Below are 13,775 nucleotides of genomic sequence, written 5' to 3' on the forward strand. Positions count from 1 at the left end.
TTATGAGTTTTTCATCATATCAATAAATCGAGAAGCGTATTTTTTTGGATCCAAGTTGTAAGCGATGTGATTCTTAGCTTGAAGTATAAGGGCGTTTCTTAACGTTTTATTTGTCAAAAGGTCTATACCTTCATTGACAGCATCACTCATATCGGAGAGGTCAATAAGTTTACCTGATTGATTATGAAGGACAAAGCTTCTTACACCATCTGAATCTGTCGTTACGACTGGACAGTGACAACTGATCGCTTCAACTAATGCATAACCAAAGCCTTCCACTAACGAAGTAGAGCATAAAAATCCACCTGAATCACCGATCATGGAAAAATACTTGGCCATTTCTACATTAGGCACATTGGAGTAACAAGTGATAATTTCATTCAGTCCAAGTTCACAGCATAAAGTTTCAAATGCTTCCTTTTCGCTCGTAAATGCCAATGTAGGATCATGAAACATCCATATGACTAAATTAGGTTGTCGTTTTCGCAGTTCAAATACGTATTCCAGGAACCCACGCCAATTTTTATTGGACTCCAGCCGACCCACCCATCCGATAATGGGGGCAGAAGAAATCGATGGCGAGTTAATATATTTAAACCGATCTGTATCAAAACAATTATGGAAAGAATAAACAGGGAAATTCGGAATATATTTTTCCACTAATGAAGCAAGGTGAGGCGTGCGAGGATAAAAGATTGCGTCAGCATAAGTCGTCACATGACGATGGGCTCGCTGCATCCACCATTCAGCTTCTGGCATGGTTCCGAGGCCCTGTATTTCATAAATCAACTTCCCCTCATATCCGAGAGTTCGAATACGCTTAAGAAATAAATGATCGGAGCATACCATAATGAGCGTATAATTATTTTTTTCGATTAATGCTTGGATCTCTTGATCATTATTCGTCACATAAACAGGTATATCACGAATATTGGCATAGCCGCTTCCTTGTTGCATATACAGAAGTTCGCATGAGACGCCTGCCTCTTTAAGGGCAAGACATCTTTCTCGATTTAATGTTTCAACACCACCACTCGGTAAATAATAGACAAAAAGAACTTTCATCGTTAGCCTCCCATCCTGCTTTTATTACATTATGCATGAAGGAAAAAATATCGAATAAAAAACGAGACCAATTTCGGTCTCGTTTTCTCATTACCCAAACGAAATTCCAGTAAGGGTTATGGGTCCAACTGCATTGGCGCTATCAAGAATAATAAGGTTTTGATCTAACTCTGCTCGTAGAGAGTAGTTATAATAACCGCCTGGGGGATTATTGTCGACGGCAGTGAAAGATATCGTTTGATAGTCTGCTACGCTTACATCAATGGAAATACGTGTACTGAAAATAACCATTGAGTTTCTGTAGATTGTAACAAGTATTGTTGGATTTAAAGCAGTCGCTCTAACCCCGATAGTCGCATTAAGTTCAACTTCACTCACTTGATTCGGAACGTATAGTCCGAAACTAGCTAGCGTTACACGAGAAGGGGAGTGTGGAATGTTTCGAACAATTGAATTGCTAAAAGCTGTTGGAACGCTTTTGTTATAATCAAAAATTTGCTTAGGCATAAGTGACCTCCTCCCTTATCAGGATAGCTTATCCTATGCGGACTAACGAGGGAGGGAATAGACAGGCCTCCCCCTTTTAGAAAAAAAGGGCATTATAAAGTAGTTTTTCAAAATTAGGAGATTGTCCATTGCGGGTTACCGTTTCATACATAAGTTAATTAGTGTAAAAAAAGTGTAAGAAATGAGGGCCGACATGAAGGTTGCGACAATACTGGGCACACGACCAGAAATTATTAGATTAAGTTTGATCATCGATAAACTCGATCAATTAGCTGATGAACACATCCTCATCCATACAGGACAGAATTCAGCACCTTCTCTCCGAGATGTGTTTTTTAAAGAAATGGGCATTCGATCACCAGATTACATGCTTTCAAATACAGCTTCTTCATTAGGAGAGCAGCTATCTTTCATGTTCATGAAGGTAGAGCAAATTCTCCTCACACATCAACCAGATCGTATTTTAATTCTGGGAGACACGAATTCAGCTTTATGTGCTGTGCTTGCGGAGCGTTTAAACATTCCTGTCACACATATGGAAGCTGGAAATCGCTGTTTTGATCTTGAAGTACCTGAAGAGAAAAATCGTAAAGTGATCGATGCTGTATCTAGCTATAATTTGCCCTACACTCCTCAAAGTAGAGAAAATCTATTAAGAGAAGGGTTTCCATCAAACAGAATTTACGTTACTGGTAATCCTATTCTTGAGGTACTAACGCACTACGAATCATCGATTCAACAAAGTGACATTTTACGTTCGCTGAAGTTAGAAGAAAAAGACTATTTTCTAGTGACGATTCATCGAGCTGAGAATGTAGATCATCCGAAGAAATTGAAAGAAATCTTCGATGGGTTAACCCTCATTGCGATGGAATATAAGAAGAGAATTATTTGCAGTATTCATCCAAGAACCAAATCAAAGTTAACGGCAGAATATGCTGATAGCTTGGACTCGCTTATTGAACTGCACGAGCCGTTTGGATTTATAGACTTTGTGAGACTTGAGAAGTCAGCGTTCTGCGTTCTAACAGATAGCGGAACAGTGCAAGAGGAATGTTGTTTGTTCCGGGTACCAGCTGTTACAGTTCGATCCACAACTGAACGTCCTGAGACGATCGCATGTGGAAGCAATATGATCTCAGGCATAGATGCTGCGAGTATAAAACGAGCTGTTGATGTGATGCTTTATCATCAACCAAATTGGATGATTCCAACTGGTTATGAGGATTTAAATGTGTCAGACCGCGTAGTGAAATTTATTTTAGGAGGAATACAAATTGTTCCGTGACCAAACGATACTGGTAACAGGAGGAACAGGATCCTGGGGCCATGAGTTAATTAAACAGCTGTTGCAAAAATCGCCAAAAGAAATTCGTGTTTTATCGAGAAATGAAACGAGCCAGGTTGAAATGAAGAGGGAATTTCATCAAGACCCACGACTAACATTTCTAATCGGAGATATTAAAGAAAGAGAAGGTTTATTAGAAGCTGGAAAGGGCGTTGATTATTTATTCCATCTAGCTGCATTGAAGCACGTGCCTGTCTGTGAAGACCAACCGATTGAGGCTTTAAATACAAATGTTATCGGCACACAAAATGTGATTAAAACGGCGATCGAGAATAATGTGAAGAAAGTTGTTTACATTTCGACAGACAAAGCTGCAAATCCATCTAATTTCTACGGGTTTTCAAAGGCAATGGGTGAGCGGTTGATCATTCATGCGAACACGCTCAAGTCGAATACTACCTTTGTATGCGTGAGAGGTGGAAACGTCCTTGGAACAAACGGAAGCGTCATTCATGTTTTTAAAAATCAAATTCAAAACAAAGCTGAAATCGGCATTACTCATCCAGAAATGACGCGTTTTTTCTTAACGATTGAAGACGCCATTAAACTACTATTCAAAGCCACGTATGAAAGTAGAGGCGGCGAGATTTTTGTTATGAAGATGCCAACTTGTAAAATCATAGATCTTGCGGAAGTTCTCATCGAGGCATCGGGCGTCCAGAACGTAAAAATACGTGAACAGGGGATAAGACCAGGAGAGAAGCTTCATGAAATTCTTTTCTCGGAATATGAAAGTCAATCAACAGTATACTACGACAAAGAGTACTTCGTTATTTTGCCTGCAATCAAAATTACTGGTCTGAATGAGAGATATGCGAACTTCCAGCCTGTTACTCTAAAAAACTATAACTCTGGTGAAGACGTTATGACGAAAGCAGAAATCAAAGCCATGCTTATTAAAGGTGGGTTCATCTAATGAAGCTGCTAGTACTTGGAGGAAAAGGAATGGCAGGTCATGTTCTGACTGCCTATTTCAAAAAAAAGTATAAAGACGTTTATTTCACTTCAAGAGATGCTAGTGATCCAAACGGATATGTGTTAGATGTTCTTGATACCGTGCAATTAGAGTCGGTCATCGATGAGGTCCAGCCGGATGTTGTGATAAATGCGATTGGCGTGTTGAATGAGTCTGCAGAACAAAATGAGCAACTTGCTTTTCAGGTTAATGCATTACTGCCACATCAACTTGTGAAATTAATGAACCGTAGAAAAGGTAAAGTTGTTCATATAAGTTCAGATTGTGTCTTTAAAGGAGATAAAGGCAACTATACAGAATCAGATCAGCCTGATGGAATCACGGTTTATGCCAAATCGAAGGCGCTCGGAGAAGTAACGGAATTCCCTCATTTGACAGTCCGAACTTCCATTGTAGGACCTGAACTAAAGGGAAATGGGATTGGTCTCTTACAATGGTTTCTCAAACAGAAAGGTGAAATAAAAGGGTTTGATCAGGCGTTCTGGAATGGGGTTACGACATTAGAGCTTGCGAAAGCGATCGACTCTTTAATCCAACAAGAAACGACAGGGCTATACCATCTGCATGCACCTGAGACAGTTTCGAAATTTGAGCTACTTACTCTTTTTAAAGAAGTATTTCAAAAGGAAGATGTAACAATTGTCCCTTCTAGCGAATTAAAGTTAGATCGAACGATTGTTCATACTCGTACTGATGCTTTTTACGACGTACAACCTTACCGAGCTATGCTTCAGGAGTTAAAAGCATGGATGAAGGATTATGCCTAAACAAACGGTTCTTGTTACAGGGGCAACTGGTTTTACAGGGGCTCATGCCATTAAGAAATTAAAGCAGGACTATCATGTTATTGGAATATCCCGCAGTGCAAATCCTAAAATGCTTCGTGTAGATCTTAGCGATCAGTATGCTGTAAATGAAATGATGGCCAAAACAATGCCCGATATGATTCTTCACTTAGCAGGACAAAACCATGTCCAACAGTCCTGGGAAGAACCAGTCTCTACTTTTGAAACGAACGTGCTCGCTACGCTTTATCTTTTGGAGGCAGCTAGAAAACACGTGCCAAACTGTCGGATTGTCATTGTTGGATCTGCTCTTCAAGCAGAAAAAGCGTATCCTCACCCATATAGTTTTAGTAAATCACTCCAGGCCAACTTAGCGAAAGCCTGGGGAGATTTATATGGGATGCAAACAATCTTAGCTGTTCCATGTAACTTAATCGGTCCCGGTCCATCTACTGGTGTTTGTTCAGCGATTGCAAGACAGCTAATTAACGAAGAGAATCGGGATAAAGATAAAGAAATACAATTATCTAATGCCTTTGCTACGCGAGATTACCTTGATGTGAGAGACGCAGTGAGAGCATATCAAGTGCTTCTAGAGTATGGTGAAGTAGGCATAGCTTACGAGATTGGAAGTGGGTGTTATCGAACCCTTGAAGAAGTTATCGCTGAATTTCAAAAGCTAATACCATACCCTATAAACGCCTCATATCTAGAACGCAAGAAGGAACAGGCATCATTGAACTCATCTAACAAGATGAACAAACTTGGTTGGAAGCCAACTATCTCATTTGAGAAATCTCTTAGGGATATGATGGAGTATGTCAAAAAATCTTAAAAGAAAAGAGGGAGAGTATGAAGAAAGTATCAATCATTATCCCCTTTTATAACTGTGAATATATTGATGCAGCGATTGAAAGTGCGTTGGCCCAGACGTATAAGAACATTGAAGTGATCGTGATTAATGATGGTTCAACGCTCTATACAGAGAAAATTAAACCTTACTACGGACGAATTCGCTATATTGAACAGGGAAATAAAGGGACAGCAGGGGCGTTAAATACGGGAATTGCTAATGCAACAGGTGATTATTTTACATGGCTCAGTGCTGACGATTTCTATTTACCACATAAAGTAGAACGGCAAGTAAATGATTTAGAAGCATCCGATCGCGTGATAGGTTATTCATCCTATGTTTTGATGAATGAATATGGAGAAGTAACAAGCGGATCAGTGGGGGTTTCTTTCCGGGATCGATTTGCATTTTTGCATCATTTAAGAAAAGGTTGTGCCATTAACGGCTGTACAGTTATGGTCCAAATGGATGTGTTGCGAAAGTTAAATGGATTTGATGAAACATTACGTTTTACACATGACTATGATTTATGGGCGCGTATTGCAAAGGATCATGCCTTTTCTTATATAGACGAATGTCTTGTTCAATACCGGGTGCATAGTGAGATGGGAACAAAACGACACAGTGAAGCCATTCGAACAGAACTTCGTCATGTGAAAAAGAAAGTTAGAATGCTCCTTCAAGAAGCGTATCTGAAAGAGCGTATGCAATTATGAAATTCACCTTCCCAATCATTACTCTATGTAAAGGCGGCGCACAAAGAATGCTGGCTGAAATAACGAATGGTCTCGTAGACCGTGGCCATGAAGTCATCATTCTGATGCCAAAAACCGGTGTGATTGAATATCCAATAAAATCAACTGTCAAACGAACGACAGAGCTATACGGGATACCAGAATCTTCTTATCCGAAAGCAGATGTTATTGTATCGAACTATTATACGCTTATTGAGGACGCCGAAAACGCTAGTAGGAACAAGAAAGGTATTCACATAAGAATAAGTCTGTGTTATGAACCAACCTTTTTACCTGAACAAGAATTATCCTTCCCAAGTTATCATGTAACGCCAAACCTCATTGTATTATCGAAATGGCAGCAAGACCTGATTCGATTAAATCATGGCATTACTGGCTCAATCGTACCTGTAGGAATTAGTGACCAATTTTATAATATGGGTACACGGTTATTAAATAAAGTCCCTAATCTTACAGCGATACTAAGAAGGCCTGAAGGAGGTCATTCCTGGCATCGTGAGCAAAATTACCTATTGGAGCAACTGGCTATTGTTCAAAAGTCATACCCCAACGCCAAATACACATTGATTAGTCCACCTAATGAGTTGGCTGCTTCTAAAGCGCTTCAAATGATTAAAGCATCAGGGAAATATCGCTATCTCACACCGGCTGATGATCGAGAGTTGGCTTATCATTACAATGAAGCAGACATATTTGTCAATTCTTCTACGTATGATACGGCTTCACTTCCTGGACTTGAAGCCATGAAGTGTGGAGCTGCACTCGTCACAACGTATAACGGAGGTAATTTAGATTATTGCAAACACGGCGTGAATTCCCTGCTTTCTTACCGCTATGAAAATCGACTAGCAGAAGACGTTATGACACTACTAAGCCAACCAAATCTAAGAAAAGAGATCGCATTAAATGGAGAGAAAGAAACAGAGAAATGGACGTGGAAGCGAAGCGTCGACGCCTTTTTGAATGCTGTTCACTCCATAATAAAAACGACCGGATAATCCGGTCGTTTACTGTGTATTTGGCTTCCAATTCGTTTTGCCACATGTGCGGCATCCTTTTATTTGAGTAGGCCGCGACTTTCTTGTTCTTCTTGTACGCTTCACTTTTTTATATAATTCTTGAATATCTGCTTTCTTCATCTTTCTCCTCCTGACAGGCTTTTCTATACCTTTGTACATCTTATTCTGTTAGGAAGAGTAAGGTGTGAAGTTGATTACTTCTTCTGATGAAATGGGTTAATGACTGATGTTTTCCGCTGTTTATGATTAAACTTAAATGGATCAAAAGGAGATGGTTCAAAAAGTGTACTGGACTGAGAAAAAGGGTTGATTGGCTGATGATTTTGATTTAGAGAAGTCGTTTGCTGCTCTGTTTTTTGTTGAGGAACGATCGCATCAGGAACATCTGGCCACTCAGACGGAGGGTGATCCGTTTTTTGATGTGATGCAAGCGTTGGATTCACTTCTTCTAAAACGTTTGTAACTAATCTTTCATACATACCGATTGAAATGTGATGGACCGGCTTGAAATAGGGTTTCATAAAATACTGAATGATCATATAGGAAATCCATTCAATTGCAGTATAATGATCATCTTCTTTAATAAAGCAAGTCATTGTGGATCCATTGAAAGGAAGCCAGGCATTTTTGTGAATTCTTTTTTGTAAATCAAGGCTCTTATAGTCGAGTGCTTTCGGGCGTACTTTTTTGTTCCCGATCAAAATGGATAGTGGAGAAGCGAGGTGTGAGGCTACATCCATTGTGATCGATAGGTCACTGTTTTCTTCCATATGTGTAGCATCGATTCCCGTATGCCTTACTAACTCCATAAGGGAATAAGCATAGTGGCTCCACTCGGAAGTGAGATGCAGCTTCTTCCCTTCTAAAGGCATCGTAAGAACATTGTCGTTCATCTGCAGCCCCCAGTATGGGAGAAGTAATAATAGCGCATTTAATTCTTCGCTTGAGAGCTTACAAATCACTTTATCTTTCCAGATGAGATTTATCAAAAAATCTTCTCCTTTCTTCTCCATGAGAAACGCATATGAAATTTGGGCAGCTCCTTCTGTTGCATTTCTGTGCTAATTCCATAGTATGTAGTGAATCAACCTATCATGTGAAAGAAAGGAAGGAACGATATGGGTCACAAACAACATAAGCAACGCACCGTTCCTACAGCTACAAATAGCCTACAGGATGAGTGCATTCGCGTTCAAAAAGTATACGATTGGGTAACCGATCAGCTTTCTGTAAAGAAGAAAATCAAATTTACAGATCATGAGCTTAAAAAGATCGAATGTGCTATGGAAGATCCAAGCCGCCGTCCCCTTCGTATTGTATGTAAAACACCAGAAGCACCTCCTTTGTTCCCACTCTCAGGCAGCGAGCATACAGAAGATGACTTTTTCTGTGAACAAATTGGAGAAAAACGGGATGTTAGCGTAGCAATTCCTGGTGGGGGATTTGCAGATGCTCAACTCGTTGACCTTTTATTTACAACTGATGTAAAGGTGAAGGTTGTCGACCGACATGGCGATTTAGTAACAGAGGTCGATTGCAACGCATCTGTTCTTGAATCATTTGTGCTATGCTTCCCGAATGGAACAGATCTCTTCTGTCGAATCACTAAAATTGTATGCCGCATTCCTTCAGGAACTGTATTATTAAACTGTCCTGCACCATCTTCATTTGATCTAGAAGTTATTTTCTGTGTAGACATTCAAGTAGAAGCTGAAGTGAAACTAGAGGTTCTTGCGAAGTTCTGTTCACCTCGTGATAATGATCTAATTGCACCTGACTTGATCGATGAGTGTCCTCCAATTGAATTCCCGGAACAGTGTCCAGACATCTTCCCTCGTCCAAATTGTGATTGCTCACTAAGTGGGGAAGCGAGTGGAGAAATAGACTGTGATGATGATTCTGGTAAAGCAACATTGCTTGTAAACATTTGTGATAATTGTAGTCTTACTGGAAGCTCTATGAAACTTAATTTCCATGACACAGACTCAAGCGATGGAAAGAACGATTTTACATTCACTGCAACGAGTTTTGATCAAGATACTCTTAAGTGCGAAGAATGTGGAGATGGTTTGAAGTTCATCGTTGAAGGTAGCGGTGTAACGGATCGCGGTCGTACGTTTGACTTTAAACTTGCTGTAGTTGACGCAGACGATGATCAGTGGTTTGAAGTGCATTTATTAAACCGTAGAGGAAAAGTTGTCTTTAATACAGGAACTGTGGAAGTTGACGAAGGCGATCTTACCGTTGATGATTGCATCACATTTGATGATATTAAATACAAGAAACAGTCATAAATCAGTAGTGCAGGAGATCATATCCTGCACTTTTTTGTTATGAAAAGAGACCTATCACTCATACATATAGAATGTAGCACTGGTTAGAGAGGGGGAGGTTCCATGCAGGGTGAAAAATTGAGTTATTCTCGTCTCATTTCACGTACGAAATATTTTCAAGAAAAATCGCTGGAACTTGAGAAAGAACTTATTTTTGCGAACGATCAATTAGCTTCGCTTGAGAAGCAAATCGAGTTAAGCAAGGAGCAGGAGAAAACGATTGCTCATTTGCAGGAAGAGTTAAATTTATTAGAAAAAGAGCTTGAAAATCAGGCAAAAGAGCATGTGCTGATTAAGGAAGAAGTAGAAGAGAAGAAAAGTGTTGCGCAAGATGATGTAAGGATACAAGGATATGAAAATCTTCTTGCCGAGATGCAAATAGAGATCAATGAAAAAGACAAGCGGCTTCAGCATTATCAAGGAAAAGTGAAAAACCTTGAGAAGCGGGCGCAGTATCAAAAGAACGAAGAAGTATCAGAGTCAGTCAAGGAAACAGATGAAATAGCTGCGACTTACGCTGTGAGCTACTTCAATACTTCTATAATTATTAGCGATAAGCAGACGGTTATAATTCGTGGAGATTTACAAATTGAAAATTGCGGAACAACGAAATTGCGTAATCCTTTTGTTTGCTTTCGCTTTTTGCCGAGAGAGGCCGCTACCTTAAAAGGGCGTATTTATTCCATTGATGATGTGGAGACAAAAGGCGTTGATGCAAGCGATCGAATTCAGTGGGTATTTCCTGATCATGATTGGTTAGAGAAATCAAAAGAGAAGGGAGAAATTTGGATTTCTCCGTTACACCCAGTGATATTGAAGCCTGGAGATAAGATCGGGATCGAAAGTTTTCAAATTCCAATTAAATCTGAATTTAAAGAGCCTGTTATTATTGAAGGATTTGTTTATTTTCAAAAAGAGAATTATAAAATAAAAGTTTCAAATCAAATAGCCTTGAGCTACTAATATAGATGGCGCCCATACCCACTATCCTCCTCCTGCATAGGATAATGTGAAGTAAGAGGATAAGAGGGGGAGGATTTAGAATGTCTGAGAAGAAGAGAAAACCGCAAGTCATTCACGTTGATAAACTGATCGTTAAAGCTAATGAAGTTATTATCCGCAATGACCGTGAACATAAACGATATGAAGATATAGAAGAAAATAGAGAAAACAAGCGAGACCCATGGGGGTTTTTTGGATCGAATGATGAGGAGAAAAGGGAAGAAGCAGAAGATACGAACAAAGGTGGCTTTAATTGGTTCTAAGAGCAGAATATTCTGCTCTTTTTTTGTTGTGAAATCATTCAATATTTTATTACATAATATGGTCGATGGTTTAAGTGTGATATGTGTATGTATTAGAAGTAAAGGGGTGTTCCGCTAATTTTTCTCATATTAGAAAGAGATCATCATATATTGTTTGAGATGCAACTTAGTAATGACAGACCTTCCAAAAATGACGCGGGGATTTTCACTTCAGATAGGGTCATCTGGATCAAGTGAGGTGATTAAGTCGCTTGAAGTGAATAGGGTAAGGAGGAGAGAAGTTGCTTATTTTGACGACTGGGCCAATTGAAAATAAACCTACTAATGGTATCAGGACAACGCAACAGGTGACAATCAAGATTTCGAATCGTAGTCCTATCAATACCTCTACAGTAGAAATAGTGGGGAAGCAACTAAACGGAACTCAGACGGTGTATGTCTTAGAACTAATAACTATTCCTGTGAATGGTGTCGTTTCAAAGACTTATTTTGCAGATCTTGATGGTTATCAATTTTCGTTTAATATCACTGGCCTTGCAATGGCGCAAACAGGAATATCTGTTTGGGGAAAGTCGAACGGCACATTGCAACCTGCACATAGACTTGTTCTATCTGAATTGAAAGTAGATTAAATAGCGGAATTTTACTTTCCTTAACAAACGGTTGAAGTGAAGCTTTTAATGGGAAAAGGGGGGTAAAATGCCAATATTATACACTGGGCCAATCGAAAACGCTCCAGTAAATGGTGTCAGAGCAACACAACAGTTTTCAGCGAAAATAACAAATCGAAGTTCAACGTTGAACGGAACTGTCTATATCGAAGGATATATATTAAGTAACACCAGAACTTTATATGTTCAAGAATTGTTCAGTATTGCACCGAATCAAGTTATAACTAAGACTTTTGCGGCTAATTTTGATGCATTTGAGTTTAATTTCACTACGGGTGGGGCCGCTGAAAAAAATATTGAAGTATCTGCCTGAGGTAAAAACGCTGCAGGTCAATTGGTCACGGCCCATCGTTTGGTTTCTTCTGAATTGATAGGTGCCCAATTGAGTGGAGCCACTGGAGCGACCGGGGCAACCGGAGCAACCGGGGCAACCGGAGCAACCGGAGCAACTGGGGTAACGGGAGCAACTGGAGAAACGGGAGCGACTGGAGCAACCGGAGCAACCGGAGAAACGGGAGCAACCGGAGAAACAGGTGCAACCGGTGAAACAGGAGCAACGGGAGCAACCGGTGAAACTGGGATAACCGGAGCAACCGGAGAAACGGGAGAAACCGGAGCAACAGGTGCCACGGGAGCAACCGGAGAAACGGGTGCATCCGGACCCACCGGGGCAACGGGAGCAACCGGAGTCACGGGAGAAACAGGAGCAACCGGAGCAACCGGAGCAACCGGAGCAACCGGAGCAACGGGTGCAACCGGAGTCACGGGAGCAACGGGAGCAACGGGAGCAACGGGAGCAACGGGAGAAACAGGAGCCACGGGAGAAACGGGAGCAACCGGTGAAACCGGAGCCACGGGAGAAACAGGTGCAACCGGAGCAACGGGTGCAACCGGAGTCACGGGAGAAACGGGAGCAACCGGAGCAACCGGAGCAACGGGTGCAACAGGTGCAACAGGTGCAACCGGTCCTACTGGAACTATAGATCCAGATGTAACAATTGCAAATGTAGGTCCAAATGTCAGTTCACAATTTAGTGAATTAAGAACGGCTGCCAAAACGCCTATTATTGAATTGACTTCCGTCTACGGTCTATCTGATTTACGAGATATTGTTTCAACTACTGGTAGTGCAACCGTTTCAAGCAATGATACTGAGTTTGTTTTAACGACTACAGCCAGCGGAGTTGATTCAGCAATATTGTCTAGTGCGGAAAAAGGTAGGTATCAATCTGGCTACTCTGGAGAGGCAGGTATTGGTGTCCGTCTTCCTGATCTGCCAACAGGCACTCAAGTTGTAAGGTGGGGATTGTTTGATGATGAAAATGGTGTTTTCTTCGGAGTGGATGATACTTCATCGTTTGTAGGAATTAGGAGAGGCGGTGTAGATACGGTTATTCCGCAAGCTTCTTGGAATGTTGATTCGCTTGACGGAAGTGGTCCAAGTGGAGCTACATTAGGTTTATCTAATGGTAATATATTCCAATTAGATTTCACATGGTATGGCTATGGTGTCATTGAGTTTCGAGTTGTCATTCCGAACCCTACTACTCTTGCACAAGAAGTTATAACCGTTAATCGTTATGCTCCAAGTGGAGAAACGAGTCTTGCTGATCCTAACTTACCTTTACGAGCCGAGATTAATAATGATGGAACTGCAAGTGCGCTTCAGGTATTTGTAGGAGGAAGGCAGTATTCAATTATAGGGAACTACAACCCAACATTTAGAATCACATCTGAACGACGTACGATCACAGCAACCACAACATTAACACCCGTTATTTCATTTCAACGTAAGACTGAATTTCCCGCAGGGTCAGGTAGGCCTAACTCAGTAAGTGTAACACTAGAGGGGATTGACCTAGTAACAAGTGATGATATTTATTATCAAGTCTTACTCGGTGGAACGCTGAATGGGTCCTTTGTCACCTTTCCAACTGTAACGACGAATATTCCAAACTCTGAAACGGCATTACTTGTAAATACTACATCCACTACATTAACAGGCGGGCAGGTACTCTTACAGGGTCTTGCAGCAGCTTCTACCCAGGGGAACAATCGAGTGCTGGCATCTGCATCCTTGTTGGATTTCGAACTCCCTGATACCGCATTTGTGACACTAGCCGTTGCAACATTTACAGGAAGTGGTTCCGTAGTTGCCACGTTCAGAGTAACTGAAGAATGGTGAGGACTTGCAGAGA

16 protein-coding genes are annotated in these 13,775 nt (G+C 40.8%); 12 read left to right on the forward strand and 4 right to left on the reverse strand.

Features of this window, described 5'->3' with window-relative positions:
• On the reverse strand, positions 1-1,065 hold the full coding sequence (locus AC0VYV_RS08850) for a glycosyltransferase family 4 protein (protein WP_430242076.1): 1,065 nt from the start codon (positions 1,063-1,065) through the stop codon (positions 1-3).
• A gap of 90 nt (positions 1,066-1,155) precedes the next feature.
• The gene (locus AC0VYV_RS08855; RefSeq protein ID WP_475374755.1) at positions 1,156-1,572 is read right to left on the reverse strand and encodes a hypothetical protein; all 417 of its coding nucleotides are present in this window, start codon (positions 1,570-1,572) and stop codon (positions 1,156-1,158) included.
• 193 nt (positions 1,573-1,765) lie between these two features.
• On the opposite strand from AC0VYV_RS08855, the gene wecB reads away from it, so the two are divergent.
• Genes wecB through AC0VYV_RS08885 form a run of 6 tightly spaced genes read left to right on the forward strand, consistent with a single transcriptional unit; the run spans position 1,766 to position 7,287 of the window.
• A complete protein-coding gene (wecB, locus tag AC0VYV_RS08860) occupies positions 1,766-2,860 on the forward strand; it encodes a non-hydrolyzing UDP-N-acetylglucosamine 2-epimerase (RefSeq protein WP_475367194.1) in 1,095 nt (364 codons plus the stop codon).
• Entirely contained in the window at positions 2,850-3,836 is a 987-nt protein-coding gene (locus tag AC0VYV_RS08865) for a polysaccharide biosynthesis protein (protein ID WP_475367195.1), read from the forward strand. Before wecB ends, AC0VYV_RS08865 begins: the two co-directional genes overlap by 11 nt.
• Positions 3,836-4,663, forward strand: coding sequence for a dTDP-4-dehydrorhamnose reductase family protein (locus tag AC0VYV_RS08870; protein ID WP_475374756.1), 828 nt, complete (start codon positions 3,836-3,838; stop codon positions 4,661-4,663). Before AC0VYV_RS08865 ends, AC0VYV_RS08870 begins: the two co-directional genes overlap by 1 nt.
• The gene (locus AC0VYV_RS08875; protein ID WP_475367197.1) at positions 4,656-5,516 is read left to right on the forward strand and encodes an NAD-dependent epimerase/dehydratase family protein; all 861 of its coding nucleotides are present in this window, start codon (positions 4,656-4,658) and stop codon (positions 5,514-5,516) included. The genes AC0VYV_RS08870 and AC0VYV_RS08875 overlap by 8 nt, the downstream gene beginning before the upstream one ends.
• A 17-nt stretch (positions 5,517-5,533) precedes the next feature.
• Positions 5,534-6,250: a glycosyltransferase family 2 protein gene (locus AC0VYV_RS08880; protein WP_475374757.1), complete on the forward strand. Its 717-nt coding sequence runs from the start codon at positions 5,534-5,536 to the stop codon at positions 6,248-6,250.
• A gap of 47 nt (positions 6,251-6,297) precedes the next feature.
• On the forward strand, positions 6,298-7,287 hold the full coding sequence (locus tag AC0VYV_RS08885; RefSeq protein ID WP_475374758.1) for a glycosyltransferase family 4 protein: 990 nt from the start codon (positions 6,298-6,300) through the stop codon (positions 7,285-7,287).
• A gap of 9 nt (positions 7,288-7,296) precedes the next feature.
• Here AC0VYV_RS08885 and AC0VYV_RS08890 read toward each other — a convergent pair whose 3' ends face one another.
• Together AC0VYV_RS08890 and AC0VYV_RS08895 are read right to left on the reverse strand one after the other, a co-directional pair.
• Positions 7,297-7,428, reverse strand: coding sequence for a hypothetical protein (locus AC0VYV_RS08890; RefSeq protein ID WP_430242061.1), 132 nt, complete (start codon positions 7,426-7,428; stop codon positions 7,297-7,299).
• Positions 7,429-7,502: 74 nt separating this feature from the next.
• Positions 7,503-8,297 carry a hypothetical protein gene (locus AC0VYV_RS08895; protein WP_430242059.1) on the reverse strand — a complete coding sequence of 265 codons (795 nt, stop codon included), beginning with the start codon at positions 8,295-8,297 and terminating at the stop codon, positions 7,503-7,505.
• Positions 8,298-8,426: 129 nt separating this feature from the next.
• Between AC0VYV_RS08895 and AC0VYV_RS08900 the strand changes: the two genes are divergently transcribed.
• The 6 genes from AC0VYV_RS08900 (at position 8,427) to AC0VYV_RS08925 (ending at position 13,762) form a co-directional block, all read left to right on the forward strand.
• Positions 8,427-9,602, forward strand: coding sequence for a BMQ_0737 family morphogenetic spore coat protein (locus AC0VYV_RS08900; RefSeq protein ID WP_475374759.1), 1,176 nt, complete (start codon positions 8,427-8,429; stop codon positions 9,600-9,602).
• A 102-nt stretch (positions 9,603-9,704) separates the two neighbouring features.
• Complete coding sequence (locus tag AC0VYV_RS08905; RefSeq protein ID WP_475374760.1) at positions 9,705-10,604, forward strand: hypothetical protein; 900 nt, start codon at positions 9,705-9,707, stop codon at positions 10,602-10,604.
• An 80-nt stretch (positions 10,605-10,684) separates the two neighbouring features.
• Positions 10,685-10,906: a hypothetical protein gene (locus AC0VYV_RS08910; protein ID WP_475367199.1), complete on the forward strand. Its 222-nt coding sequence runs from the start codon at positions 10,685-10,687 to the stop codon at positions 10,904-10,906.
• Between the two features lie 281 nt (positions 10,907-11,187).
• A complete protein-coding gene (locus AC0VYV_RS08915) occupies positions 11,188-11,538 on the forward strand; it encodes a hypothetical protein (RefSeq protein WP_430242053.1) in 351 nt (116 codons plus the stop codon).
• A gap of 67 nt (positions 11,539-11,605) precedes the next feature.
• Positions 11,606-11,890, forward strand: coding sequence for a hypothetical protein (locus AC0VYV_RS08920; protein ID WP_475374761.1), 285 nt, complete (start codon positions 11,606-11,608; stop codon positions 11,888-11,890).
• 69 nt (positions 11,891-11,959) lie between these two features.
• A complete protein-coding gene (locus AC0VYV_RS08925; protein ID WP_475374762.1) occupies positions 11,960-13,762 on the forward strand; it encodes a hypothetical protein in 1,803 nt (600 codons plus the stop codon).
• Positions 13,763-13,775 lie beyond the last annotated feature (13 nt).

The sequence above is a fragment of the Anaerobacillus sp. QJM3NY_17 genome, assembly GCF_056173665.1.

Excerpts from the sequence above, each read along its gene's own strand:
- AC0VYV_RS08850 (WP_430242076.1), bottom strand. The coding sequence starts at position 1,065 with ATGAAAGTTCTTTTTGTCTATTATTTACCGAGTGGTGGTGTTGAAACA.
- AC0VYV_RS08855 (WP_475374755.1), bottom strand. The coding sequence starts at position 1,572 with ATGCCTAAGCAAATTTTTGATTATAACAAAAGCGTTCCAACAGCTTTT.
- wecB (WP_475367194.1), top strand. The coding sequence starts at position 1,766 with ATGAAGGTTGCGACAATACTGGGCACACGACCAGAAATTATTAGATTA.
- AC0VYV_RS08870 (WP_475374756.1), top strand. The coding sequence starts at position 3,836 with ATGAAGCTGCTAGTACTTGGAGGAAAAGGAATGGCAGGTCATGTTCTG.
- AC0VYV_RS08875 (WP_475367197.1), top strand. The coding sequence starts at position 4,656 with ATGCCTAAACAAACGGTTCTTGTTACAGGGGCAACTGGTTTTACAGGG.
- AC0VYV_RS08880 (WP_475374757.1), top strand. The coding sequence starts at position 5,534 with ATGAAGAAAGTATCAATCATTATCCCCTTTTATAACTGTGAATATATT.
- AC0VYV_RS08885 (WP_475374758.1), top strand. The coding sequence starts at position 6,298 with ATGCTGGCTGAAATAACGAATGGTCTCGTAGACCGTGGCCATGAAGTC.
- AC0VYV_RS08890 (WP_430242061.1), bottom strand. The coding sequence starts at position 7,428 with ATGAAGAAAGCAGATATTCAAGAATTATATAAAAAAGTGAAGCGTACA.
- AC0VYV_RS08900 (WP_475374759.1), top strand. The coding sequence starts at position 8,427 with ATGGGTCACAAACAACATAAGCAACGCACCGTTCCTACAGCTACAAAT.
- AC0VYV_RS08905 (WP_475374760.1), top strand. The coding sequence starts at position 9,705 with ATGCAGGGTGAAAAATTGAGTTATTCTCGTCTCATTTCACGTACGAAA.
- AC0VYV_RS08910 (WP_475367199.1), top strand. The coding sequence starts at position 10,685 with ATGTCTGAGAAGAAGAGAAAACCGCAAGTCATTCACGTTGATAAACTG.
- AC0VYV_RS08920 (WP_475374761.1), top strand. The coding sequence starts at position 11,606 with ATGCCAATATTATACACTGGGCCAATCGAAAACGCTCCAGTAAATGGT.